23 protein-coding genes are annotated in these 24,072 nt (G+C 63.0%); 5 read left to right on the top strand and 18 right to left on the bottom strand.

All coding sequences use genetic code 11. The features are described 5' to 3' along the window. Positions 1–178: 178 nt before the first annotated feature. From IG197_RS27935 to IG197_RS27875, 13 genes are all read right to left on the bottom strand, one after another. Complete coding sequence (locus IG197_RS27935; protein WP_192316214.1) at positions 179–832, bottom strand: protein-L-isoaspartate(D-aspartate) O-methyltransferase; 654 nt, start codon at positions 830–832, stop codon at positions 179–181. Continuing rightward, positions 829–1,587 (bottom strand): 5'/3'-nucleotidase SurE, encoded by a 759-nt coding sequence (surE, locus tag IG197_RS27930; RefSeq protein WP_192316212.1) that lies wholly within the window; start codon positions 1,585–1,587, stop codon positions 829–831. Before surE ends, IG197_RS27935 begins: the two co-directional genes overlap by 4 nt. 1 nt (position 1,588) lies before the next feature. Continuing rightward, on the bottom strand, positions 1,589–2,893 hold the full coding sequence (gene serS / locus IG197_RS27925; RefSeq protein WP_192316211.1) for a serine--tRNA ligase: 1,305 nt from the start codon (positions 2,891–2,893) through the stop codon (positions 1,589–1,591). 55 nt (positions 2,894–2,948) lie between these two features. Continuing rightward, a complete protein-coding gene (gene tatC / locus IG197_RS27920) occupies positions 2,949–3,839 on the bottom strand; it encodes a twin-arginine translocase subunit TatC (RefSeq protein ID WP_182574084.1) in 891 nt (296 codons plus the stop codon). Next, entirely contained in the window at positions 3,836–4,540 is a 705-nt protein-coding gene (gene tatB / locus IG197_RS27915; protein ID WP_192316209.1) for a Sec-independent protein translocase protein TatB, read from the bottom strand. Before tatB ends, tatC begins: the two co-directional genes overlap by 4 nt. Before the next feature lie 32 nt (positions 4,541–4,572). Beyond that, entirely contained in the window at positions 4,573–4,791 is a 219-nt protein-coding gene (locus IG197_RS27910) for a twin-arginine translocase TatA/TatE family subunit (RefSeq protein WP_115732237.1), read from the bottom strand. Positions 4,792–4,826: 35 nt separating this feature from the next. After that, the gene (locus IG197_RS27905; protein WP_192316207.1) at positions 4,827–5,930 is read right to left on the bottom strand and encodes an ABC transporter ATP-binding protein; all 1,104 of its coding nucleotides are present in this window, start codon (positions 5,928–5,930) and stop codon (positions 4,827–4,829) included. A gap of 39 nt (positions 5,931–5,969) precedes the next feature. Continuing rightward, positions 5,970–6,704 (bottom strand): SMC-Scp complex subunit ScpB, encoded by a 735-nt coding sequence (scpB, locus tag IG197_RS27900; RefSeq protein ID WP_067961618.1) that lies wholly within the window; start codon positions 6,702–6,704, stop codon positions 5,970–5,972. Next, positions 6,701–7,501 (bottom strand): ScpA family protein, encoded by an 801-nt coding sequence (locus IG197_RS27895; RefSeq protein ID WP_192320031.1) that lies wholly within the window; start codon positions 7,499–7,501, stop codon positions 6,701–6,703. The genes scpB and IG197_RS27895 overlap by 4 nt, the downstream gene beginning before the upstream one ends. Positions 7,502–7,566: 65 nt before the next feature. Beyond that, on the bottom strand, positions 7,567–7,752 hold the full coding sequence (locus IG197_RS27890; RefSeq protein ID WP_192316205.1) for a hypothetical protein: 186 nt from the start codon (positions 7,750–7,752) through the stop codon (positions 7,567–7,569). 112 nt (positions 7,753–7,864) lie between these two features. Beyond that, complete coding sequence (locus IG197_RS27885) at positions 7,865–11,110, bottom strand: SPOR domain-containing protein (RefSeq protein WP_192316204.1); 3,246 nt, start codon at positions 11,108–11,110, stop codon at positions 7,865–7,867. A gap of 106 nt (positions 11,111–11,216) precedes the next feature. Next, complete coding sequence (argS, locus tag IG197_RS27880) at positions 11,217–12,974, bottom strand: arginine--tRNA ligase (RefSeq protein WP_192316202.1); 1,758 nt, start codon at positions 12,972–12,974, stop codon at positions 11,217–11,219. A gap of 72 nt (positions 12,975–13,046) precedes the next feature. After that, positions 13,047–14,267, bottom strand: coding sequence for a deoxyguanosinetriphosphate triphosphohydrolase (locus tag IG197_RS27875; protein WP_182574088.1), 1,221 nt, complete (start codon positions 14,265–14,267; stop codon positions 13,047–13,049). A 71-nt stretch (positions 14,268–14,338) separates the two neighbouring features. Between IG197_RS27875 and erpA the strand changes: the two genes are divergently transcribed. The 3 genes from erpA to IG197_RS27860 all read left to right on the top strand — a co-directional run bounded on the left by erpA (position 14,339) and on the right by IG197_RS27860 (position 15,639). After that, positions 14,339–14,686 (top strand): iron-sulfur cluster insertion protein ErpA, encoded by a 348-nt coding sequence (gene erpA, locus IG197_RS27870; RefSeq protein ID WP_192316200.1) that lies wholly within the window; start codon positions 14,339–14,341, stop codon positions 14,684–14,686. A 2-nt stretch (positions 14,687–14,688) separates the two neighbouring features. Then, entirely contained in the window at positions 14,689–15,066 is a 378-nt protein-coding gene (locus tag IG197_RS27865) for a VOC family protein (RefSeq protein WP_192316198.1), read from the top strand. A gap of 87 nt (positions 15,067–15,153) precedes the next feature. Beyond that, positions 15,154–15,639, top strand: coding sequence for a GNAT family N-acetyltransferase (locus IG197_RS27860; protein WP_192316197.1), 486 nt, complete (start codon positions 15,154–15,156; stop codon positions 15,637–15,639). Between the two features lie 51 nt (positions 15,640–15,690). On the opposite strand, the gene IG197_RS27855 is transcribed toward IG197_RS27860, so the two are convergent. Then, positions 15,691–17,175, bottom strand: a complete 1,485-nt coding sequence (locus tag IG197_RS27855; protein ID WP_192316195.1) for a nucleobase:cation symporter-2 family protein — start codon at positions 17,173–17,175, stop codon at positions 15,691–15,693. On the opposite strand from IG197_RS27855, the gene IG197_RS27850 reads away from it, so the two are divergent. Both IG197_RS27850 and xth read left to right on the top strand, forming a co-directional pair. Further along, positions 17,168–17,308: a hypothetical protein gene (locus IG197_RS27850; protein WP_157097079.1), complete on the top strand. Its 141-nt coding sequence runs from the start codon at positions 17,168–17,170 to the stop codon at positions 17,306–17,308. The genes IG197_RS27855 and IG197_RS27850 overlap by 8 nt on opposite strands. Before the next feature lie 5 nt (positions 17,309–17,313). Further along, on the top strand, positions 17,314–18,105 hold the full coding sequence (gene xth / locus IG197_RS27845) for an exodeoxyribonuclease III (protein WP_067961597.1): 792 nt from the start codon (positions 17,314–17,316) through the stop codon (positions 18,103–18,105). 118 nt (positions 18,106–18,223) lie between these two features. On the opposite strand, the gene IG197_RS27840 is transcribed toward xth, so the two are convergent. The 4 genes from IG197_RS27840 to IG197_RS27825 all read right to left on the bottom strand — a co-directional run bounded on the left by IG197_RS27840 (position 18,224) and on the right by IG197_RS27825 (position 24,041). Further along, positions 18,224–19,042, bottom strand: coding sequence for a tetratricopeptide repeat protein (locus IG197_RS27840; RefSeq protein ID WP_067961595.1), 819 nt, complete (start codon positions 19,040–19,042; stop codon positions 18,224–18,226). Beyond that, positions 19,029–19,460 carry a hypothetical protein gene (locus IG197_RS27835; protein WP_192316193.1) on the bottom strand — a complete coding sequence of 144 codons (432 nt, stop codon included), beginning with the start codon at positions 19,458–19,460 and terminating at the stop codon, positions 19,029–19,031. The genes IG197_RS27840 and IG197_RS27835 overlap by 14 nt, the downstream gene beginning before the upstream one ends. Positions 19,461–19,753: 293 nt before the next feature. Next, a complete protein-coding gene (locus IG197_RS27830; protein WP_067966471.1) occupies positions 19,754–20,890 on the bottom strand; it encodes an outer membrane protein transport protein in 1,137 nt (378 codons plus the stop codon). Between the two features lie 367 nt (positions 20,891–21,257). Continuing rightward, positions 21,258–24,041: a valine--tRNA ligase gene (locus IG197_RS27825; protein ID WP_192316191.1), complete on the bottom strand. Its 2,784-nt coding sequence runs from the start codon at positions 24,039–24,041 to the stop codon at positions 21,258–21,260. Positions 24,042–24,072 lie beyond the last annotated feature (31 nt).

Here is a 24,072-nt window from a genome sequence, read left to right as displayed (position 1 = left end):
CGCACTGACCCGCGCTTTACCCGATACCAACTAGGCTTGATTAAAGCGCGTTAATGTTACTGGCCGGTTAAGAGGATCAAATAAATCAAAAGCTTCGCCAGCTCGCGACAAGACGCTTTCCGAGGCGGGCTGGAGGCCCCGGCGGCGCGCAGATAGCAGCGATGTGGGTGGTGCCGACTTAGATGACGGCAGCGACGCCGCGGGTCAGCGGCTGCAGGCGGACGACGCCGAGGTCTTCGCGCTCGAAGCGGCTTCCGATCTTGGTCAGCTTGCACAACACCTGCTCGCCCTCTTCCGGGCCGATCGGCGCGATCATGGTGCCGCCGCTCGACAGCTGGTCGACGAACATGCGCGGATGGCTGTCGAAAGCAGCCCATACGACGATGCGGTCGAACGGCCCCTCGCCCGGCAGGCCGTTCGAACCGTCGGCCTGGCGGACCAGCGCATTGCCAAGGCCGAGCGTCTCGAAGCGCTGGCGCGCCAGATCGGTCAGGGTTTTGAAACGCTCGACGGTGACGACCCGGCCGGCAAGCCGCGCCATGACCGCGGCTGTGTAGCCGGAACCCGTACCGACTTCGAGCACACGGTTTCCCTGTTCGATGTTGAGCGCTGATATGACCGCCGCCTGGAGATCGGCGCCTTCGATCGCCTCGCCACATTCGATCGGCAGCATGCGGTCCGACCAGGCGATGGAATGGAACTGGCCAGCGAGGAAGTCGCGACGGGGCGTTGCCTCGAAGGCGGCGATCAGATTTTTCGGAACGATGCCGCGCCCGCGCAGGCGAAGAAGAAAGGCGGCGAAGCCCTCACGGTCGTCCGGCATCATGTTCATGCAATAGCCTTGGCCAATTGATCGCGCAGTTCATGCGCCGTCATGTCGAGCTTGAGCGGCGTGACCGAAATCTGCCTGTTGCGCACGGCGTGCAGATCCGTGCCCGGCTTCACCTCCGGCTCATCGCGGCCGAAACGCAGCCAGTAATATGGCAGGCTGCGGCCGTCGCGGCGCTCCTCGACCCAGATGCCGTAGGCAAGCTTGCCCTGGCTGGCAACCACAGGTCCGGTGACCTCTTCGGGCGGGCAATTCGGGAAATTGACGTTGAGCAGCACGCCGATCGGCAGTTCCGTGGCGATCAGCTTGCGCAGCAAGGCCGGGGCCAGCGCTTCGGCCGTCTCGTAAGGCACGATGCGTTCGTCGTTTTCATAGATATAGGCCTGGCTCAGCGCAATCGAGCGGATGCCGATCAGAGCACCTTCCATGGCACCCGCCACCGTGCCCGAATAGGTCACGTCATCGGCAACGTTGAGACCCGAATTGATGCCCGAAAGGATCAGGTCCGGCGGCTCTGGCAAGATCTTGCGGGCGCCCATGATGACGCAGTCGGTTGGCGTGCCATTCACGGCATAATGCTTGTCGCTGATCTTGCGCAGCCTGAGCGGCTCCGAGATCGACAGCGAATGCGCATAACCCGACTGGTCGGTTTCCGGTGCCACCACCCAGACATCGTCCGACAGCTGGTTGGCGATCCGCTCCAGGACAGCCAGGCCTTCGGCGTGGATGCCGTCGTCGTTGGTCAGCAGAATGCGCATGTCACTTCGCTTCGATCTTGGTCAGGCCACCCATGTAAGGCAGCAGCGCTTCAGGAATCGTTACGCTGCCATCCTCGTTCTGGTAATTCTCGATGACGGCGATCAGCGCGCGGCCGACGGCAACGCCCGAACCATTGAGCGTGTGCACGAAACGCGTGCCCTTCTCTTCCTTCGGACGGTAGCGGGCATCCATGCGGCGCGCCTGGAAGTCGCCGCAGACCGAGCAGGACGAGATTTCACGATAGGTGTTCTGGCCGGGAAGCCAGACCTCGATGTCGTGTGTCTTGCGCGCGCCGAAGCCCATGTCACCGGTGCACAGAACCATGGTGCGGAACGGGAGGCCGAGGCGCTTCAGCACCTCTTCAGCGCATTCGGTCATGCGGTCGTGTTCGGCCAGCGCACTGTCGGCGTCCGTGATCGAGACCAGCTCGACCTTGTAGAACTGGTGCTGGCGCAGCATGCCACGCGTGTCGCGACCGGCAGAGCCTGCTTCCGAACGGAAGCACGGTGTCAACGCCGTCATGCGCAGCGGCAGCTGCTCGTTGGCCAGGATTTCCTCGCGCACCAGATTGGTCAGCGGCACCTCGGCGGTCGGGATCAGGCCGAGCCGGTTCTCGCCATGCGGCACGAAGAACAGGTCTTCCTCGAACTTGGGCAGCTGGTTGGTGCCGAACAGCACCTCGTCACGCACCAGAAGCGGCGGCTGCACTTCGGTGTAGCCGTGTTCCGACGTGTGCAGGTCGAGCATGAACTGACCGAGGGCGCGTTCGAGCCGGGCCAGCTGGCCCTTGAGCACGGTGAAGCGCGCCCCGGACAGCTTCGCGGCGCGCTCGAAATCCATCAGGCCGAGCGCCTCGCCGATCTCGAAATGCTCCTTCACCCAGTTCGGGCGCGGCAACACCTTGCCGACGGTGCGCAGCACGACATTGCCGGTTTCGTCCTTGCCGACGGGCACGTCTTCGAGCGGCACGTTGGGGATCACGGCCAGGGCTGCGTCGAGCGCCTTGTCGAGCTCACGCTCGCGGCCTTCGCCATCCTGGATGAAGCCCTTGATCTCGGCGACTTCGGCTTTCAGCTTCTCGGCAAGGGCGGAATCACCGTTTCGCATGGCGTTGCCGATCTCTTTCGAGGCGGCGTTGCGGCGCTCCTGCGCCTCCTGCAACTTCGAGACATGGGCGCGCCGCGCCTCGTCCTTGGCGATCAGGTCCTCGACCGTCGACTTTGCCGCATCCGCCGACTGACTGCGCTTCATCAGCGCTTCGATCAGAGCTTCAGAGTTCTCGCGAATCCATTTGATATCAAGCATTTAAGAGGTTCCGGTCGCGGCAGTTGTCGAACGACCGCGCCGGCGGATCGGGCTGTCAGCCGGCCTTGTCGGCGCTGCCTGTGCCTTCGAGCGAAGTGGATGCTGCTTGCGATTGCGGGGCCGCGGCACTGTCGTCCGCATCCTGCTTTTCGCGCGCCACACGTTCCTGTTCGCGCTTCTTTTCGATCATCCGGGCGGTCCAGATGGAAATCTCGTAAAGAAGGATCGTGGGAAGGGCAAGGCCGATCTGGCTTACCGGATCGGGTGGGGTGAGCACTGCCGCAACCACGAAAGCGATGACGATCGCCCATTTGCGCTTGTCGGCCAACCCTTGCGAACTGACCATTCCGACCCGCGCCATCAGCGTCGTCACGACGGGCAGCTGAAACACCAGGCCGAAGGAGAAGATCAGCGTCATGATCAGGCTGAGATATTCCGACACCTTGGGCAGCAGAGAAATCTGCACCTGGTCGTCGGTGCCGGCCTGCTGCATGGCGAGGAAGAACCACATCACCATCGGCGTGAAGAAGAAATAGACCAGCGACGCGCCCATCAGGAACAGCACCGGCGAAGCGATCAGGAACGGCAGGAAGGCCGCGCGCTCGTTCTTGTAGAGGCCGGGTGCGACGAACTTGTAGATCTGCGAGGCAATGACAGGGAATGCAATCACCAGGCCGCCGAACATAGCGAGCTTGATCTGCGTGAAGAAGAATTCCTGCGGCGCGGTGTAGATCAGCTCGACCTTGTGCGGATCGAGCCCGGCCCAGTTGGTCGCCCATTTGAACGGGATGACCAGCAGGTTGAACAGCTGCTTGGCAAAGAAGAAGCAGACAAGAAAGGCGATGAAGAAACCGCCGATGGACCACATCAGCCGGGTGCGCAATTCGACCAGATGTTCGATCAGCGGCGCCGAGGACTTCTCGATTTCGTCGTCTTCGGCGCTCACGAGGCTTTTCCTGCTTTGGTCGTCTTGGTGGTCTTTTTGGGCGCAACAGCCTTGGCCGATACAGCCTTGGCTACCGGCGCCTTTGCCGGAGCGGCCTTGGCCACGGGTGCCTTGGTCGTTGCTACCGAAGCCTGGGCTTTTGCGGCAGGCTTGGGCGCGGCAACAGCTTTAGCCGCGGCCTTGGGCTTGGTCGCTGCCTTCGGCTCTTCGGCTTTGGCTGCAACCGCTGGCGCAGGAACAGGCGTGGCCTTGACCTCGGCGGCCGGAAACACCGGTGATGTGGCAGGCATCGCGTCCGGCCCGGCAACGCCTGGCATGACGGTTGCGCCGTTCTTCAGCGGTTCGGCCGGATGCGTTGCGTCCACGGCAGGATCAGCCGACGGCGCCGGCTGTGACGGCTTCATCGCCGCGTCGAGGCCGGCACGCACATCGGAAGCCGCCTGCTCGAAAGGATTGAGCTGCTTCCTGATCTGCTGCGCGGGGTTGAGACCGCGCAGCTCGTCGACCGACTTCTTGACGTCGTCGAGCTCGGCTTCCTTCAGCGCCTCATTGAACTGGCGCTGAAAATCGCCCGCCATGGAACGAGCCTTGGCCGTCATCCGCCCCATTGTGCGGAGCATCTTGGGCAAATCCTTGGGGCCGACGACCACGATCATGACGACCGCGATCACCAGCATTTCGGTCCAGCCGATTTCAAACATGTCAGTGCGATCCGGCTAGCAAGAGACGATGGTCAGCTCTTGCTGGCCTTTTCCTTGGTCGAGTTCACGGTCTCATCATTGCGGTGCTCGACCGTCTTGGAGTCATCGGCTTCGTCGTCCGACATACCCTTCTTGAAGCTCTTGATGCCCTTGGCCATGTCCCCCATCAGTTCCGGGATCTTGCCACGACCAAACAGCAGCAGCACGACGACCAGAACGATCAGCCAGTGCCAGATTGAAAACGAACCCATTGAACTCTCTCTTGAACAGTTTCCCTGCGATTGATCTAGGCTCTTTCGCTTCCGGATTCAAACACTAGAACATCCGCTTTCCGAAGCGACAGCCATATATCACGTGCTTTTGCGGACAAAGCGCCGCAGCGTATGCGCGCCCGCACCGGCGTCTCGGCGCCCGGCACCGCGAGTTCAAGCAGTTCGACGACGCCTAGATAGCGCCTGGAAATGATGCGGGCCTGCGTTTCGCCGGTGTCCTCGCTGACGTCGATGCCGGTCAGGCGCACAGCCACGAGCACGTCGGCGCCTTCCGAAGCGTCGGTTTCGACCTCGCCCACCGGTGTCATCGCATAACCGTCGACAGCCTTGGCGGGAAAGACGTTGAGCTCGGAAAAGAAGCCGGCGACGAACAGGTTTGCCGGCTTGAGGTAGAGGTCTTCCGCCCTGCCCGTCTGTACCAGCTTGCCGTCCTTCAACAGCGCGATGCGGTCGCCCATGCGCATCGCTTCTTCGGCATCGTGGGTAACGACGATGGCAGTCGCCCGGCTTTCGCGCAGGATCGCCAGGGTTTCGGCGCGCACCGAATCCTTGAGGCGCGAATCAAGCCCGGAGAACGGCTCGTCCATCAACAGGACCGCCGGTCGCGGCGCCAACGCGCGAGCTAGAGCCACGCGCTGCTGTTCGCCGCCCGACAATGCATGCGGATAGTTGTCGGCGTAGTGTTCGAGCCCGACGCGGGCGAGCGCGATCAGCGCTTCCCTCCTGGCCTCCTCGCGCGACAGCGCGGTCAGCCCGAAGCGGACGTTGTCGAGGATGGTCAGATGCGGAAACAGCGCAAAATCCTGGAACACCAGGCCGATAGAGCGCTGTTCCGGCGGCAGGAACACCTGAGGACCAGCGATTTCCTTGCCGTTCAGCAGTACGCGCCCGGAGGTCTGCGCCTCGATGCCGGCGGCAATCCGGAGCAGCGTCGTCTTGCCTGAGCCCGACGGCCCTAGAAGGCAAAGCACCTCGCCCGGCTCGGCGGCAAGACTGACCTCGCGCAGCGTCTCCGAGCCATTGCCGAAGGAATGGCGAATGTCCTCAAAAGCCAACCGCGCAGCGAAGGTCACGCCCGCAGTGACACGCGCTGCCGTCTGGGTTTGATTTGTCGTCACAGGATCGACCTCCTGCTGCCGGTTCCACACCGGCGCGGGTCAATCATCTGTGGCGCGGGGTGTCAACAGGCCGAGCTCTTCCAGGTCGATGTCGGTGAGCGGGTCCTCGTCGTCGGTGAGCAGGTCAGGATCGGACGGCGGCAGCGGCACCGAGAAGCCGGGCGGCATGCGCGACGACAACAGCCCTGCCCCCTTCAGCTCTTCCATGCCGGGCAGATCGCGGATCTCCTCCAGGCCGAAATGATCGAGGAACTTGTCGGTCGTGCCATAGGTCACCGGCCGGCCCGGCGTCTTGCGCCGGCCGCGCATGCGCACCCATTCGGTTTCCATCAGGGTGTCGAGCGTGCCCTTCGAGGTCTCGACGCCGCGGATATCCTCGATCTCGGCGCGGGTCACAGGCTGATGGTAGGCGATGACCGACAGCACTTCGAGGGCGGCGCGCGACAGCTTCTTCTGCTGGATGGTGTCGCGGCTCATCAGGAAGGCAAGATCGCCGGCAGTACGGAACGCCCAGGAATCGGCAACCTTGACCAGATTGACGCCGCGCCGCTCGTAGATGCGCTGCAACTCGGCCATGGCGGCGGGAACGTCGATGCCTTCCGGCAAGCGCGCGACAAGCTGCCGTTCGCTCACCGGCTCGGCGCTGGCGAAAACGATGGCTTCCGCCATGCGCACAGCCTCGGCCAGATGCAGCCGTGCCGCCGGGTTGCGCTCGACAGTCTCCTCGTCCTCGTCGTCGAGGGCAAACGGGACGACATTTGATCCTTCGGTCATGACGCACCTTCGGTCTGCGGGGCCGCGGCCTGGCGTTCGCGCAGGTAGATCGGCGCAAACGGCTCGAGCTGACGGATTTCGACGGTCCCGTCGCGGACCATTTCCAGGCTGGCGGCAAACGAGCTGGCGATCGCCGTTGCACGCTCTTCGGGGCTGGTCATGTAGCGGATCAGGAAATGATCGAGCGCAGTCCAGTCCTTCAGTTCGCCGACCATGCGGGTCAGGATCTCGCGTGCTGCCTTCAGCGACCAGACACCGCGCTTGGCGATCTGCACATTGGTAATCGCCTGCCTTTGGCGCTGGCCGGCATAGGCGCTCAAGAGATCGAACAACGAGGCCGAGTACTCGTTGCGCTTGTCGATGATGACCAGTTCGGGGGCGCCGCGCTGAAAGACATCGCGACCGAGCCGGTTGCGGTTGACCAGCCGAGAGGCGGCATCGCGCATCGCTTCCAGGCGCTTCAGGCGGAATTGCAGCACGGCGGCCAGCTCTTCACCGCTCTCGCCCTCGTCGCCCGGCAACTTGGGGATCAAAAGCTTGGACTTGAGGAAGGCGAGCCATGCCGCCATGACCAGATAGTCGGCGGCGAGCTCCAGCCTCAGGGCCCGCGCCTGCGAGACGAAGGTCAGGTACTGCTCGACGAGGGCCAGGATGGAAATGCGGGACAGATCGACACGCTGGCTGCGCGCCAGGTGCAGCAGAAGATCGAGCGGGCCTTCGAAGCCGGCAACGTCAACGACCAGCGACGGATCGTCAGTCATGCGGTCGTCAGCGTTCTCCGCCCACAGACGGTCCATCGGTGCTGGCTTTTGCGCCTTGCTTTCCAATGCTTCCGCCAATTCCGTGCCTTCTCCTTGAGAGGCTATGCAACTGCCTCGAAAGTGTGTCCGAATTCCGCCTGCTGCACGGTTTCAGCGCGGGCATGCAACTTGCCGGCGATTTTGCAGTGAAGGACAAGATCGGCATCCGCCGCAAGGATTGCCGCGGTCTTTGCCCGGTAATCCCCAGAAAGCCGCGTCCCCAACATGTCAGGCGGTGATTCGGTCATGCCAAGAGCTTAGCGCCTTTTGACCTGACATAGAATCGTGCGCATCGTCAGGGCCTGAAAACGAAAACGGCGCAGCCAGGCTGCGCCGTTTTCCGATTTGGGTGTGGCTCGCTTACTTCGAGACGAAGCAGTTGCCGCCGGCGGCCTTGTAGCTTTCGCACAGGCTGACCGCATCGTTGCGGGTGCCGGCAGGTACGCGAACGCGCCAGAACGTGCCCTTGCCGGCGATGTCGGCCTTGACGATGCTGACTTCGCGGCCGTTCAGCACGCTGCCGTAGCGGCGGGCGAGATCGGCATAGGTCGACTTCGCGGCGGCTTCGCTCGGCTGCGAGGCGATCTGCATGGCCCAGGCGCCGGATGCTGCAGCCGTCGTCGGGGCCGACGGCGCGATAGCTGCCACCTGGTCAGGCTTGACCTCGCCAACGACATCGACCGGCTGCTCGGACGGGCGCTGTGGCGCAATCGGAGCGGTTGACGGGGTGTTGGCCGACTGCGCAGGCTTGGCGACAGGCGCCAGCGCCGGCTGTGCCGGGACGGTGCCGGTGGCTTCGCTTGCCGGCTCGGCAACGCGCTGCGGTGCCGGATCGGTCGGCTCGGTTGCGGCAACAACGGCCGGGGCCGGTTCTTCGCGCGGCACCAGCGTGCCATCAGGCCTCACCACCATGGTGCGGACCTTGCGCGGAGCAACAGCAGCCGTCTCGGTGCTGGCGTCGGGCTGATCGGCCTGTGGCACTTGCGCGACACGCTCTTCCGACTTCGCGGTCGGTTCAGCGGCGACATCGTCTCCGTTGAGCGGCAGGTTTTCGGGCATGTTCGCCTCGGCTTCCTGTGCCGCGAGATCGACCGGCTCTTCAGCGTTGGTGACAAGCTTGTCCTGGGCCGGAGCACCATTGGTCGAGCCGCCTGCGACGCGGTCATAAACCTTGCTGTCCTGGTTCGGCACGGTTGCGCCGCCCGGATTTTCCGGCTTGATCTTGATCGGGCTCTCATCGGCCTTGACGATGACGGGGGCGCCTGCCCCCTCGCCGCCGCCGAATGACAGGGCGAAGGCGCCAATGCCGCCGACAACCGCGACCGCACCGACGATTGCGGCGATCATCATGCCGCGACGTGCCGGACGGGCTGCCGGCGAACCGGGCAGCGTTTCCATCGCTTCGTCGAAATCAGGATCGTAGTCGAACTCGTCGGCCTGGGCCTGCTGGCGCGGCGCGTTGGACTGGCTCTGCTGCATGCCGCCGAGGTCGAAGCCACCCAGGCGGTCATCGGCCTGCTGGCGGCCGGCATACATCGCTGCGGCACCGGCTGCGGCCGCACCTGCCAGTTCGATCGGCTGCGATGCATCGCCATCGCGCAGCGTCTTGCGATCGAAGCCGTCGGCATAGGGATTCGACGCATAGTTCGACGACGCGGCCGGCTTGGTAACCTCCGGTGCATTCATCTCGTTCATCAGGTTCGAGAATTCACCGTCGAGATCGTCATAGGCCGGAGCCGGCGGCGCGTCATCCTCGAACGACAACTCGGGAATGTCGAGGTCGTCGGCGAGCGCGACGGCCTTTTCCGGCACATCGACGGTCTCGATATCGGGTGCATCGTCGAAGGACGAAACGGCGGCGAAAAGCTCGGCTTCCAGATCATCGACCTCGGGCTCAGCTGGCGCATATGCCTCGGGTTCGGCCTGCGGTCCATAAGCTTCGGGCGCATAGGCCACGGGTTCGGCCTGCGGCTCGTAGGTCGGCGCGACCGGCACATAGGCATCCGGTTGCTGGATTGCTTCCGGCTGGTCGCTCGACTGGGCTGCTACAACTGGTGCGGCAGCGCGCGGCGCAACCGGCGTGCCGAGGCCCCAGCTGCGGGCCTGCTCGTAGCGCGAGGCCGCAAGCGGGCGCATCGGCGCTGCGGCAGCAGCGGCTGCTGCGACGGCAACTGCCGGCGCTGCAACTTCCGCCACCTCGGCCACGGCACTGCGCTCGAGCGCCATGTCGAAGGCGTCGTCATCAAAGCTGACGTCAATGTCGGCCTGGTGATCGTAGCTCGGCTCGGAATAGCCGGCATCGGCCTGGACGGGAGCCGCTTCCTCGGCGGCCACGAATTCCTCGACCGGCGCGTCGTAGGACGGCGCATAGTCGGTGTCGTCATAAGCCTGCGCCGGCTCTTCGGCAGGCTGCTCGGGCGCCCACAGCGAGCTTGCGAAGGTGGGCTCTGGCTCAACAGCAACCGGTTCGACGACGCGAAGCGGCGTCGGCTCGGACAGCGCCTTGGCCTGGCTGCTCATATTGCCAAGCAGTGCGTTCAGCTCGTCTTCGAGGCTGGTGTCTTCAACTGGGGCCACCGGAGCCGCGACCTGGGCGACCTCGATCTCCTGGACCGGCGCTTCGACCACCGACTCGACTGCTGGCGCTTCATAAGCGACCGCAGGCTCATAGGCGGGTTTTTCGTCACGCAGCGCCTCCTGCAGGCGGCGTTCGAACTCGTCATAGTCCTCGGCCTGCGCGACAGATGCTGCCCCCCCCTGCGGCTCCTCGACCAGATCGGCATGCGAGAACGCGATTTCCGGCTCGGCCGGCTGGTATTCGCCCAGCGTCAGCTGATCGTCAGCGACGGCTTCAACAGCATAGTTGTCATCGTCAACAGCCGCGAAATCCATGTCGACATCGGCAAGGGCGACGTCAAACTCGGCATCGAGATCGACTTCGGTCGAAGTCGAATAAGAAACCGGCGCAGCGACCTGCTCGGCAGGCTCATCGGCCACCAGCAGTTCGTCCTCCATCGAGAATTCCTGTTCGAAGGACGCAGCAACCGAGTCGTCAAAATCGGGCTCAGGCGTGAAGGACGGTTCGGACGTGAAAGCGGGCTCAGGAGCGAAAACGGGTTCCGGAGCGAAATTGACTTCAGGCGCCGGCTCATAGGCAGGTGCGGCGGCATAAGCCCGCTCTCCGGGATGAAGCAGCTCATCCTCGAGCGAGAAATCCTCGAAGCTCGCGGCAACGGCATCGTCGAACGACGCGTCGGAGGCGAATTCCGGCTCACGAGCGCGCTCTTCGGTCGGCGCGTAAGGAACCGACGATTCGACGGGCGTGTAGGACGAGGGTTCGTTTGCCTGAACATATGCCGCAGGGGCAACGTGCTCGGGCGCCGCGACGAGATCGTCGCCGGCCAGCTCGCCGAGCAGTTCCTTCTCCAGATCAATGCCGAAGTCGTCGTCGACAGCCGGTTCGATGCGCTCAGCGGGCGCACCAACATCCTGGCGCACCACTGGCTGGCGCGGGTCGAAACCCATGATCCTCGTCAATTCGGCGAAGGGATCTTCGTCGGCGAAGTCATTCTTGTCTGCGATCTTCAGCTGGGTTCTGTCTGCCATTCTTTTTCCCGAACTCTCGCACTTTTTTCGGACGCAGTGAACGTCGCGTAAGGTTGGCCCTTACCAGCGCAATGTGGGCAAAAGGTGACATTCAGCTCCGGAAAACCTAGCGCATTTCGGTCGGCGCATCCGCTCCGATCAACGCCAGGCCTGACGTCAAAACGTCCGAAACAGCCTGCACCAGCCCGAGTCTGGCATAGGTCAATTCTGGATCGTTAACCTTAACAAACCGTAAGTCATGGTTGTCCGTGCCACGATTCCAGTGTCCGTGGAAGGTGCTTGCGAGGTCGTAGAGATAGAACGCCAGCCTGTGCGGCTCCATCGACTGTGCGGCCGACTCGATCAGGCGCGGATACTCGGCAAGCTTCTTGATGAGTGCGATTTCGCCTTCGTCCGTCAGCCTTTCGACAGCCCCGATCAGGCCGGCGCGCGCGAACTCTCCTTGGCCGAGCTGCTCCTTTGCCTGCCTGAACACCGAGTGGCAGCGCGCAGATGCGTACTGCACGTAGAACACCGGATTGTCCTTGGACTGCTCGGTGACTTTGGCAAAATCGAAGTCGAGCGGCGCATCGCTCTTGCGGTAGAGCATCATGAAGCGAATCGCGTCGCGACCAACTTCCTCGACGACCTCGCGCAGAGTGATGAACTCCCCTGCCCGCTTGGACATGCGCACCGGCTCGCCGTCGCGGAACAGCTTGACCAGTTGGCATAGCAGCACGTCGAGCTTGACCGCACCGTCGGTGACGGCACGCGCCAGCGCTTCCATACGCTTGACGTAGCCGCCATGGTCGGCGCCAAGCACGAATACCAGCTCCTCGAAGCCGCGGTCGACCTTGTCCTTGAGGTAGGCGACGTCGGCAGCGAAGTAGGTGAAGGCGCCGTCCGACTTGACCAGGGCGCGATCCATGTCGTCGCCGACCTCGGTCGAGCGGAACAAAGTCTGCTCGCGGTCTTCCCAGTCGTCAGGCTTCTCGCCCTTGGGCGGCGGCAGCTTGCCCTTGTAGACATGGCCCTTCAGCGTCAGGTCGCTGATCGCGGAGCGGATCGCCTTGGCGTTGTCGGCATGCAGCGTGCGCTCGGAGAAGAACACCTCGTGGCGAACGTCGAGCAGCGCCAGATCCTCGCGGATCATCACCATCATCGCATCGATGGTGCGATCCTTGATCAGCGCCAGCGCCTCCTCCTCGGGCTTCTGCAGCAGGTCGCGGCCGAATTCCTTGGCCAGCGCCTGGCCGACCGGCACAAGGTAGTCGCCCGGGTAGAGGCCGGCAGGGATCTCGCCGATCTGCTCGCCAAGCGCCTCGCGATAGCGCAGCATTACCGAGCGGCCGAGCACGTCGATCTGCACGCCGGCGTCGTTGATGTAATATTCCTTGGTCACGTCGTAGCCGGCAAAGCCGAGGATGTTGGCCAGCGCATCACCGACAACCGCGCCACGGCAATGGCCGACATGCATCGGCCCGGTCGGATTGGCCGAGACATATTCGACGTTGACGCGCTTCTTCTTGCCGAAGCCGGAGCGGCCGTAGTCGGTGCCGCGCGACAGCAGGTCAGCCAGGTGCTTCTGCCAGAAGCCGTCGTGGAGCTTGAGATTGACGAAGCCCGGGCCGGCAACCTCTGCCTTGGCGACGTCGGCATCCTTGGACAGCTCCGCCAAAAGGCGTTCAGCCAGCGCGCGCGGGTTCTGCCCGGTCGGCTTCGCCAGCACCATCGCCGCATTCGTCGCCAGATCGCCATGGGTCGCATCGCGCGGCGGCTCGACGGCAATGCGCGTCAGGTCGAGCGCGCCGCCCTCTTTCGGAGTCAAATCAAGCGCTTCGACGGCTTTGGTAATCCGCTCGCTGAAATCGGCGAAAATGTTCATTTCTGGGCTTTCGTAGGACGCTTCGACGTCACTTTTGACGTGACATTCCACTGAATGATGATTTCGCCCGGCCTAAACCAAATCGGGCGTATGGTCAAACAAGCGTCGGTGCTCCTTGACCGCATAGGTGTCGGTCATGCCGGCCAGGAAATCGGCGACGGCGCGTGCCTTGATGCGATCCTCGGCCCTGTCAAGCCCCTCACGCCAGCCCTCGGGCATGGCGCGGGGATCAGCGTAATAGGCGTCGAACAGGTCGCGCACGATGCGGTCGGCGTTGGCGCGCACCCGCATCACCTCGGAGTGCCGGTACATGTTGCGGTAGAGAAACGCCTTCAGCTCCTTCTCCGAAGCCGTCATCTCGCCCGAAAAGGTCACCATGACCTCGCCCGCGTTCCTCACCTCATCGGCGCTTTGCGGTGCCAGGCGCGCAATCCTTGCGGTCGCGGTGGAGATGACGTCCTCGACGAACATGGTGATCTGGCGCCGCATCAGTTCGTGACCGGTGCGCATTGGGTCGAGCGCGGGATAACGCTCGCGCACGCCGCGCAGGATCGCGGCCGGCAGTGGCACGTCGTCAAGCATTTCGAGGGTCAGCAGCCCTGCCCTCAGCCCGTCATCGATGTCATGGGTGTTGTAGGCGATGTCGTCGGCGATCGCGGCACACTGCGCCTCCAAGCTGGCAAAGCGGTCGAGCTCGAGGTCATGCAACTCGGAATAGTCGCGGATCGCCTGCGGCACGGGGCCCTTCAGCCCCTTGCCGGTGGCGTCGGTCAGCGGGCCGTTGTGCTTGACCAACCCCTCCAGCGTCTCCCAGGTCAGGTTGAGACCGTCGAACTCGGCGTAACGGCTCTCCAGCCGCGTCACCACGCGTAGCGACTGGGCGTTGTGGTCAAAGCCACCCCAGGCCGCCATCTTGTCGTTCAGCGCGTCCTCGCCGGTGTGGCCGAACGGCGTGTGGCCGAAATCGTGGACCAGCGCGATCGCCTCGGCGAGATCCTCGTCGCAGCGCAGCGCACGCGCCAGGGCGCGGGCGATCTGCGCCACCTCGATCGTGTGCGTCAGCCGGGTGCGGAAATGATCGCCTTCATGGGCAACGAACACCTGAGTCTTGTGCTTGAGGCGACGAAAGGCCGTCGAATGGATGATGCGGTCGCGGTCGCGCTGGAACGGCGTGCGCGTCGGGCTTTCAACCTCGTCGAACAGGCGGCCGCGCGAGGCCGCGGGATCGCAGGCATAGGCCGCGCGCGGCCGGTAGCCGAAGCCGATATCGCCAAGTTGCCGTTCGCCTGCCATACTCCCCACCTGTTGACTTGCCCCAGGTGGCTTCATACCTATCATAAGAAACCGAAAGCAAGGTGACGCCAATGGGCGCTGATGCCAAGACCGCCATGAAGGTCGACATGACCGAAGCCGCAGCGAAGCGGATAGCCAAGATCGTCGCCGACGATCCGGGCAAGATCGCGTTGCGCATCTCGGTCGAAGGCGGCGGCTGCTCGGGCTTCTCCTACAAATTCGACCTCGTCGAAGGCCGCAACGACGACGACGTCGCCATCGAGCGCGACGGTGCGACGCTTCTCGTCGACGACCTGTCGCTCGTCTATATGGGCGGCTCGGTCGTCGATTTCGTCGACGACCTGATGGGCCAGTCGTTCCAGATCAAGAACCCCAACGCGGTCGCCGGCTGCGGCTGCGGCACCAGCTTCTCCATCTAGTCATGCGCAGGCCGCAAGCGCTCCGTCAGGTGGCGCTTTCGGCCGGTCGCGATATCGACGCGACGCTTGCCTTCTGGCTCGATATCTTCGGCCTCCCCGTACACGCCCGCTACGACCCGCCCGGCATCGCCTTCATCATCGTCGGCGGCATCAGGCTGTTTTTCACCGGCGGCGTACCGCAGGCGACCGTCTATCTCGACATAGACGACCTCGACTCCTTTTACGAAACCGCATCCGACAATGGCGTGGCGTTCACCACGGCACCAACGCTCGTCCACCGCGATGCGGCGGGCGAATTCGGCCCTGCCGGCGAGAGCGAGTGGATGGCCTTCCTGAAGGATCCTGCCGGCAACACGATCGGGCTGGTCGAGCGCAAATAGGCTTGCGCATTCGTCCGAACCACTGCATCTCGTCGCGATGCGCCGCTGCCCCCGGGCGTTCTAAGATTCCGAGCGTAAGGGAACAGCGTGCATATCCGTCGTTTTGAACCGCGTGACTACGATGCCGTGGTGAACGTCATCCTGCCCATCCAGCGAGACGAATTCGGCTTTGACGTTACCGTCGACCACCAGCCGGACCTCCGGATCATTCCAGAATTCTATCAGCGCGACCTTGGCGATTTCTGGGTCGCCGAGGCAGATGGCAAGATCGTCGGGACGATCGGCCTGGTCGACATTGGCGATGGGCTCGCCGCCTTACGCAAGATGTTCGTCGCCGCCGAGTGGCGTGGCCGCGAACATGGAATCGCCGCAAAGCTGCTGGGGCTCTTGCTTGCCACGGCCCGCGAACGCGGCATCCGTGCAGTCTATCTCGGCACGACCGACAGGTTTCTTGCCGCCCATCGCTTCTACGAGAAGAACGGCTTTGCCGAGGTCGCCAGATCCGACCTGCCGGCGAGCTTCCCGGTCGTGTTCATCGACACCAAGTTCTACGTGCACCGGCTGGATGCCTGAAAAGCAGAGGGCCCCACGCAGGGGCCCTCGTCTCTTGCCAGTGGTCCGGCATCAAGCTTCCGACGCCATCGCAGCTTCGCGGATCTCGGCCTCGTTGACCTTGGTGCCGTTGAAGAAGGCGTTCAGCACCACCGCCGAGACCGATGCCAGAAGGATGCCCGACTCGATCAGCGGGTGGATGTCGTGCGGCATCCACATCTTGAAGTCGGGGGCGACGAGCGGGATCATGCCGAAGCCGATGGAGACCGCGACCACGAACAGGTTGTTGCGGTTGGTCTTGAAGTCGACATTGGACAGGATGCGGATGCCGGTCGCCGCCACCATGCCGAACATCACCAGCCCCGCACCACCGAGCACCACGGTGGGCAGCGCCTCGACCAGCGCGCCCATCTTGGGCACCAGCCCCAGGATCAGCAGGATCACGCCGCCGGCAACGCAGACAAAGCGGCTCTTGACACCGGTGACGCCGACGAGGCCGACATTCTGCGAGAAGGAGGTGTACGGAAAGGTGTTGAACAGGCCGCCGATAATGGTGCCAAGACCATCGGTGCGCAGGCCCGCCGACAGCATCGGCTGGGTCACCTTGCGTCCGGTCATGTCGCCGAGCGCCAGGAACATGCCTGTCGATTCGATCATGACGACGATCATCACCAGAACCATCGTGATGATCAGGATCGGGTCGAAGATCGGCATGCCGAAGCGCAGCGGCGTGATGAGCTCGAACCACTCAGCCGAAGCGACCTTGTCGAAATGCATCATGCCGAGCGAAGCGGTGAGCACGCCGCCGATGAGGATGCCGAGCAGCACGGCGATGTTGGCGACAAACCCCTTGCCGAACTTGGCGATGACCACGATCGACAGCAGCACGACCGCCGAGATGCCGACATTGACCAGCGGCGCATAGGCGGCGTTGGGCGCGGTTGCGGCGAGCGCAAGCTTGGCCGGGATCGGCGGGATGGTCGAGCCGGTGGCAGCCGCCATCTCGGTCACGGTCTTCAGCCATTCGGCATGCTCGGGCGCCACCAGCCGGGGCGCGGTCGGACCGACCGGGTTGCCGAATATCCAGTTGATGCCGATGCGCATCAGCGACGCGCCGATGACGACGATGATGGTGCCGGTGACAACAGGCGGAAAAAACCTGAGCATGCGGCTTACAAGCGGCGCGATCAGGAAGGCCACGATGCCGGCGCCGATGATGGCGCCGAAGATCATGCGGGCGCCGTCGGGGCCCTGATTGGCGTTGGCCATGGCGACCATCGGGCCAACGGCGGCGAAGGTGACGCCCATCATGACCGGCAGCTTGATGCCGAACCACTGGGTCGCGCCGAAGGACTGGATGATGGTGACGAGGCCGCAGACGAAAAGATCAGCGGAGATCAGGAAGGCGACCTGCTCCGGATCGAGCTTGAGGGCTCGTCCGATGATGAGCGGCACCGCGATAGCGCCGGCATACATGACCAGCACGTGTTGGATGCCGAGCGCGGCTAGGCGAGGCGCTGGAAGCACCTCGTCCACAGGATGAGTACTGTTGGACATGGCATTTGTTCCCCTTTTGCCAGCCGGTCCGAAGAATGCCGAAGAGGACCGGTTCCCTTCTCCCAAGGGATGGTGCAGGATCGTCTGGAACCGCCGTGCAGGCTATCAAGAATTGTTTGAAATCATCGCGTGAAATTCATGAAGATCGTCACCTGGAACATCAACGGTGTCCGTGCCCGTATCGAGAACCTTGTGCATTGGCTCAAGGAAAGCGATCCGGACATTGTCTGTCTGCAGGAAATCAAGACGGTCGACGAAGGCTTTCCACGTTTCGAGATCGAGGCGCTCGGCTACAATGTCGAAACCCACGGCCAAAAGGGCTTCAACGGCGTCGCGATCCTCTCCAAGCTGCGCTTCGACGAGGTCAATCGCGGCCTGCCGGGCGATGATGCCGACGAGCAGGCGCGATTCATCGAAGGCGTGTTCTCGACCGACAAGGGCGTGCTGCGCGTGGTGTCGCTCTACCTGCCCAACGGCAACCCCGTCGGCACCGAAAAATTCCCCTACAAGCTGTCATGGATGGCGCGGCTGGAGCGCTGGGCAACGCAGCGGTTGGCACTCGAAGAGGCGCTGGTGCTCGCCGGCGACTACAACGTCATCCCCGAGGCCATGGACGCCCGCAACATCGAGCTGTGGCTGGGCGATGCGCTGTACCAGCCTGAGACGCGGCAGGCGTTCCGCCGGCTGATCAACCTCGGCTTTACCGAGGCCGTGCGCGCGGTCACCGACCAGCCCGACGTCTATACCTTCTGGGATTACCAGGCCGGCGCCTGGCAGAAGAACAACGGCATCCGCATCGACCACCTGCTGTTGTCGCCGGAAGCCGCGAACCGCTTCGCCTCGGCCTCGATCGAAAAGCACGTCCGCGCCTGGGAAAAGCCGTCCGACCACGTGCCCGTGGCGATCGATCTCAATCTTCAGGCGGCGTGAGCCCCAGCCAGGGCTTCGGCCCTGGCACAACATGTCATGCTGTTGAAAAACATCGGGCGACCGCCAGTGGCGGTCTTGCCAACAGGCGTATGCAACCCGGCAGCGGTAATCGTTCCGCCTACTGGTTGCCCTTGGTCAGGATGTCTTCGGCAAGCGAGATCGCCGTGCGGCGATCGGATTCGTCGGCCAAGGCAAATGCCTCCTCCTGCATGCCGCGGATCCAGGGCTGGTCGGAGGGCTGGGCGCGTTCGAGGGCCGCAGTCATCATGGCAAGGCCGCGCACCACTTTGCCGCTCTGGAACAGCAGGTTGCCAAGCGTCGCCTGCGCGCCGGCATGGCCCTTTTCCGCCGCCAGCTGCAGCCAGCGGCCGGCCTGCTTGACGGACGCCTTCACGCCACCGTCGCCCTTGAGGAACATCTTGCCCATCTCGTACTGGGCATTGGCATTGCGGTAGTTGGCGGCGGCGCGCATGTAATATTCCTGCGCGGCGACCGGGTTGGCCGAGACCGGGCTTCCCGGGATGCCTTCCTTCATGTAGCCACCGAGTGCCACGAGCGCATCGGAGACATAGCTCTCCTCAGGCGAGCCGGGCTCGACATCCTGCTCGGCGATCTCGGTGAAGAACTTGAACGCCTCGTAATCGTCCTGGGCGACGCCGTCGCCTTCGGCATACATGCGTGCAAGCTTCCAGGTGGCGCCGATCTGGCCGTTTTCAGCAGCGTAGCGATAGGCCTCGACGGCCTGGTCCTTGTGACCGCTCTTGTAGGCGGAGAAGCCGAACTGGAACACAGCCCACGGATTCGATTCCGGCTTCACGCCGGTCTTGTCGTCGAACACCTTGTCGTCGAACGCCAGTGCCTCGCCTGCGGCGCCCAACAGGGAGACCGCGACAAGCGCCGAAAAGGCTGATGCTCTTACCAACTCAGATATGCGCATGGCAGTACGTTTCTTCCGCCCACCTCGGTGGGTGACCGTGCCCTTGCCTTGCGGCTCGGACACAATTCCAGATCGTGCCCGGCTTTTCGGCCGGACCCGGATTCCACTCTTTCGCCCTCTCCACGCTTTCGCAGTCGGACCGCGCCAGGCCAGCCTCAGCGGCCGTCTGCGCCAGGTCCACGACATCGATCACATCAAGATGCGCGTTGTTTTCGACCAAACTACGGCCAAGGCCTTGCAAGAAATCGTGATCGGCGGCCAACTGCGCCGGCACGCTCGTGGAGTGTACGACGACGCCAATACTTCTGCGGGGCGCGCGAAAACTCGAAGCACGGCAGGAAAAGCGGCGTCCAAAGGCCGATGCCGCCGTCTTTCGACGGCTGGGCAGCTTGGCCATGAAGGTCGCCTTGGCGTTCATTTCTGTTCCTGCCGCGACATCGCGACTTTGCTGTTGGATTCCATTGCCAACGTCCCTCAACCGGGCGCTGGTCCGAAGACCCATTCGAGGTGCGCCGGGTTTATGGCGGGAAATTGGCAATGTCCCCGTCATGTTCCTTAGCCGATAGCTTGATTAAAAAGTGTTGCCGAATCGTCACAACTGTTGCCGACTTGCCGCGCCATGGTTTCCAAATAAGAAACGCGCTGCATCGGCGACAGGCCACAAAAAAGCCGGGCACGAGGCCCGGCTTCTTCTGGATCAGATTGTGGAGCTTACCACTTCACGCTGTAGCCAGCCGAGACGGCGACGGACCAGTCGTTGCCGACGGCACGATTGAAGCCAAATGCCGGATCAGTCATGGGCAGAGCAAGGCTATACTTATCTTCGGTCGCGGCGGTCAGATAAGACAGACCGACGCCGGCGCGGAGTTCGCCGCCGATCTTGTCCTTCATCGAAACGCCGGCACCAACGGTGTAGGTATCGCTCTGAAGATCCCAGCCGGTGCCGACGCCACGATCCCAGGTCGCAAAGACCGTGCCGGAGATCGCATCCGTAAACGCGTGGCCGATACCGCCCGTGACCGTCCAGCCGTCCTGCCAATTGTAGGTGTTAACCCGAGTGTTGGGACCAGGATTGAACTTGTTTAGAACGAGCAAGAGCCGCTCGTTTACCGACCAGTCCGTCCACTTCACACTACCGTATGCGAGCCAACCCGGAGCGATGCCGGACTGAACCTTCAACTCAACGCTCTGTGGAAGCTCCGCGAAGCCCTGAGCAACCGGTGCTCCGTTGGTCGTACCCTCTGCCGCCACATCGGTACCCGAGCGGTACATCAACTGAGCGCGCAGTGCGATTTCCGGTATCTCGTATGCGAGGCCAGCTCGCCAACCAATATCGTTATCCTTCAGCTTTACCGAAACGGTACCACTGCCGCCAAGCAGAGTGTAGTCGACGTTTTCGACAAAAAGACCGCCAAGGAACGAGAGGCTTCCCTTGCCCATTTCGTACTTGAAGGCGCAAGTAGCACCATACTCAGTTACGGTAAAATCCTCTTCCAGTTTCCTCAGCGTACCATTGCCCAGCCCACGATAGGTCACGCCACCGCCATACGGCTGGCTCACTGTCCCGGCGCAGGAAAGCTGGTCAAAGAACTTGAACTTAACGGCAGCTGACGGGACGACATAAGTATCCGCGAAATTGTAGCCAGTACCGTCCGCGTAGCCATTTACAGTGAATTCGCGGTGCGGCTTGACCACGACGACGCTGGTACGCAGGTTAAAGTTGCCCTGTTCAAACAGGATGTCCGTATCGGCCGTGCCGCGCGAAAAACCGCCAGCCTGGGCTGCGCCTGCCGCAACGATCGTCAGCGCCGTTGCCCCCAGCAGCGCTTTGAGACGCGAAATGTTCATGGTGGTCCTCTCCCGAATGCCTCGTGACGAGAATTGAACGAATTCAGACTGCTCACGCAACATTGATTTTTTGCAAACATTGGCGGCCCAGCGGCAGGGGCATGGCAGGGGTCATCGCCTTCCGCTTACGCAAACGTCAATTTTAGCCAATTCCGCATCATTCGATCCTGAATCTCCAGGGAAATCCGGAACCGGAATGCAAAAACAGCCCGAAATCGGGCTGTTTTGGAGGCTTGTTACATTATGGCAACAATCGGGCGCAAAATAGTTACATTGGCCACAATTTACGCAGCGACATGCCGTTTCTGACGGCGCAAGCAAAGCCTGCCGCAACGTCATCGCGCGGCAGGTTTTGAGCTTCGAATCGTCAGCCGGCGTCGCGCACGCGCGACAGCGCCGTGTCGAGCTTTTCCTGCGTCCGGCGGTAGTCCTCGAGCTTCTCGCGCTCGGCCGCGACGATCTCTTCCGGGGCGGACGCCACGAACTTCTCGTTCGACAGCTTCTTGTGCAGCCGGGCGATCTCCTCGGTTGTCTTGGCCAGTTCCTTCTGCAGGCGTGCTGCTTCGGCGGACAGGTCGATCAGGCTGCCGAGCGGCAGGCAGGCGGTGGCTTCACCGGCAACGATCTGGGCCGCGCCCTTGGGTGCAGCCGCCTCATGGGTGATCTCGCCGACACGGGCCAGGCGCGCAATCGCCGACTGGTGGCGCTTCAGGCGCTCCAGCGTCTCGGCATTGGCACCGACGAAGACGAGCGGCGCGATCGCCGCCGGCGGCACGTTCATTTCGGACCGAACCGAGCGGATGCCGCTGACGAGATCGACGAGCCAGTTGATCTCGGCCGCAGCGCCCACGTCCTCGAAATCAGGCGCCGGCCATGCAGCGTGGCACAGAAGCGACGTGCGCTCCTTGCCCTCGCCGGCGGTGTGCGCCCACAGCTCCTCGGTCATGAACGGCATCATCGGATGCAAGAGCTTGTAGATCTCGTCGAGCACGAAAGCCGCGACCGCCTGGCTTTCGGTCTTGGCAGCCTCGTCGTCGCCCATGAAGATCGGCTTGAGCAGTTCGAGGTACCAGTCGCAGAAGGTGTTCCAGACGAAACGATAGGCAGCACCAGCCGCCTCGTTGAAGCGGTAGGTGGTGATCGCCGCAGTCACCTCGCGCGTCGCGCGGGTCAGCTCGGTCAGAATCCAGCGGTTGACGGTCAGCTTGGCGTCGTTGAGCCAGAATTCGTCATTGCGCGCGACACCGTTCATCTCGGCAAAGCGCGTGGCATTCCACAGCTTGGTGCCGAAGTTGCGGTAGCCGGCAATGCGGGCCGGATCGAGCTTCACGTCTCGGCCCTGCGCGGCCATGATCGCCAGGGTGAAGCGCAGCGCGTCGGCGCCGTACTCGTCGATCAGCTCCAGCGGATCGATGACGTTGCCCTTCGACTTCGACATCTTCTGGCCGTTCTTGTCGCGAACCAGCGCATGGACGTAGACCGTGTGGAACGGCTCCTCTTCCATGAAATGCAGGCCCATCATCATCATGCGGGCGACCCAGAAGAAGATGATGTCGAAGCCGGTCACCAGCACGTCGGTCTGGTAATAGGTTTCGAGCTCGGGCGTCTTGTCCGGCCAACCGAGCGTCGAGAACGGCCACAGCGCCGACGAGAACCAGGTGTCGAGCACGTCCTCATCGCGGGTCAGGATCTTGCCCGGTTCGAAATTCTCGAGGCGCTCCTCGACCCAGGCCTTCCACGGCCCTTCAAGCGCGAGATAGTGCTGGATCGCTGCATCGAGGGCTTCTTCCTCGCTGCGCTCGACGAAGACCTGGCCGTCCGGGCCATACCAGGCCGGGATCTGGTGACCCCACCACAGCTGACGCGACACGCACCAGGGCTGGATGTTCTCCATCCAGTCGAAATAGGTCTTTTCCCAGTTCTTGGGCACGAAGTTGGTGCGGCCCTCGCGCACCGAGCGCAAGGCAGGCTTGGCCATCTCGGCGGCGTTGACGTACCACTGGTCGGTCAGGAACGGCTCGATCGGCACGCCGCCACGGTCGCCATGCGGCACCATGTGCTTGTGGGGCTCGATCTTGTCGAGGAAACCGCCCTCTTCCATGATCTGGACGATCAGCTTGCGCGCCGCGAAGCGGTCGAGGCCGTGCAGTTGCGCCCACACGCCGTCGCGCATCTCGGTGCGCTCGACGCCTTCGAGGAACTCGTCGTTGTCGACGATGTTGATGTTGGCCTCGACGGTCAGGATGTTGATCTGCGGCAGGTTGTGGCGCTTGCCGACCTCGAAGTCGTTGAAGTCATGTGCCGGCGTGATCTTGACCGCGCCCGACCCCTTTTCCGGATCGGAATATTCGTCGGCGACGATGGGGATCCTGCGGCCAACGATCGGCAGCACGACGTGTCTGCCGACGAGGGCTGCGTAGCGCTCGTCTTCGGGATGGACGGCAACGGCGGTATCGCCGAGCATCGTCTCAGGCCGCGTGGTCGCAACCGTGATGTAGGTCGCCGGGTTCTCCGGATCGTAGACCTCACCTTCGACAGGATAGCGAAAGTGCCAGAGATTGCCGTTGATCTCGTGCTGCTCGACCTCGAGATCGGAAATCGCGGTCAGGAGCTTCGGATCCCAGTTCACAAGGCGCTTGTCCTTGTAGATCAGGCCCTGCTTGTGCAGCGTCACAAACACCTCGATGACGGCCTTGGACAGGCCCTCGTCCATGGTGAAGCGCTCACGCGACCAGTCGCAGGAGGCACCCAGCCGCTTCAGCTGGTTGAAGATCATGCCGCCAGACTCGTCCTTCCACTCCCAGACCTTGTCGACGAACTGCTCGCGGGTCAGGTCGCGGCGATGGATCTGCTTTTCCATCAGCTTGCGCTCGACCACCATCTGGGTGGCGATGCCGGCATGGTCCATGCCGGGCTGCCACAGCACGTTCTTGCCACGCATGCGCTCGAAGCGGACCAGAATGTCCTGCAGCGTGTTGTTCAGCGCATGGCCCATATGCAGCGAGCCGGTGACATTGGGCGGCGGGATGACGATGGTGAACGGGTCGGCACCCTCGGGCGCGCCGGCGCCTGCCTTGAAGGCGTCGGCATCTTCCCAGGCCTTGGCAATCCTGGGTTCGACTGTATTGGCGTCGTAGGTCTTCTCAAGCATCGGAATTGGTTCCGTTTTGGTCCGGATCTGG

The organism is Aminobacter sp. SR38, from assembly GCF_014843375.1.
Classification (GTDB): Bacteria; Pseudomonadota; Alphaproteobacteria; order Rhizobiales; family Rhizobiaceae; genus Aminobacter; species Aminobacter ciceronei.
The sequence above is the reverse complement of the archived record's forward strand: the minus strand, read 5'-3'. Positions and strand labels throughout refer to the sequence as shown.

Excerpts from the sequence above, each read along its gene's own strand:
- IG197_RS27935 (WP_192316214.1), bottom strand. The coding sequence starts at position 832 with ATGAACATGATGCCGGACGACCGTGAGGGCTTCGCCGCCTTTCTTCTT.
- surE (WP_192316212.1), bottom strand. The coding sequence starts at position 1,587 with ATGCGCATTCTGCTGACCAACGACGACGGCATCCACGCCGAAGGCCTG.
- serS (WP_192316211.1), bottom strand. The coding sequence starts at position 2,893 with ATGCTTGATATCAAATGGATTCGCGAGAACTCTGAAGCTCTGATCGAA.
- tatB (WP_192316209.1), bottom strand. The coding sequence starts at position 4,540 with ATGTTTGAAATCGGCTGGACCGAAATGCTGGTGATCGCGGTCGTCATG.
- IG197_RS27910 (WP_115732237.1), bottom strand. The coding sequence starts at position 4,791 with ATGGGTTCGTTTTCAATCTGGCACTGGCTGATCGTTCTGGTCGTCGTG.
- scpB (WP_067961618.1), bottom strand. The coding sequence starts at position 6,704 with ATGACCGAAGGATCAAATGTCGTCCCGTTTGCCCTCGACGACGAGGAC.
- IG197_RS27895 (WP_192320031.1), bottom strand. The coding sequence starts at position 7,501 with ATGGACCGTCTGTGGGCGGAGAACGCTGACGACCGCATGACTGACGAT.
- IG197_RS27890 (WP_192316205.1), bottom strand. The coding sequence starts at position 7,752 with ATGACCGAATCACCGCCTGACATGTTGGGGACGCGGCTTTCTGGGGAT.
- IG197_RS27885 (WP_192316204.1), bottom strand. The coding sequence starts at position 11,110 with ATGGCAGACAGAACCCAGCTGAAGATCGCAGACAAGAATGACTTCGCC.
- argS (WP_192316202.1), bottom strand. The coding sequence starts at position 12,974 with ATGAACATTTTCGCCGATTTCAGCGAGCGGATTACCAAAGCCGTCGAA.
- IG197_RS27875 (WP_182574088.1), bottom strand. The coding sequence starts at position 14,267 with ATGGCAGGCGAACGGCAACTTGGCGATATCGGCTTCGGCTACCGGCCG.
- erpA (WP_192316200.1), top strand. The coding sequence starts at position 14,339 with ATGGGCGCTGATGCCAAGACCGCCATGAAGGTCGACATGACCGAAGCC.
- IG197_RS27865 (WP_192316198.1), top strand. The coding sequence starts at position 14,689 with ATGCGCAGGCCGCAAGCGCTCCGTCAGGTGGCGCTTTCGGCCGGTCGC.
- IG197_RS27855 (WP_192316195.1), bottom strand. The coding sequence starts at position 17,175 with ATGTCCAACAGTACTCATCCTGTGGACGAGGTGCTTCCAGCGCCTCGC.
- xth (WP_067961597.1), top strand. The coding sequence starts at position 17,314 with ATGAAGATCGTCACCTGGAACATCAACGGTGTCCGTGCCCGTATCGAG.
- IG197_RS27840 (WP_067961595.1), bottom strand. The coding sequence starts at position 19,042 with ATGCGCATATCTGAGTTGGTAAGAGCATCAGCCTTTTCGGCGCTTGTC.
- IG197_RS27835 (WP_192316193.1), bottom strand. The coding sequence starts at position 19,460 with ATGAACGCCAAGGCGACCTTCATGGCCAAGCTGCCCAGCCGTCGAAAG.
- IG197_RS27830 (WP_067966471.1), bottom strand. The coding sequence starts at position 20,890 with ATGAACATTTCGCGTCTCAAAGCGCTGCTGGGGGCAACGGCGCTGACG.
- IG197_RS27825 (WP_192316191.1), bottom strand. The coding sequence starts at position 24,041 with ATGCTTGAGAAGACCTACGACGCCAATACAGTCGAACCCAGGATTGCC.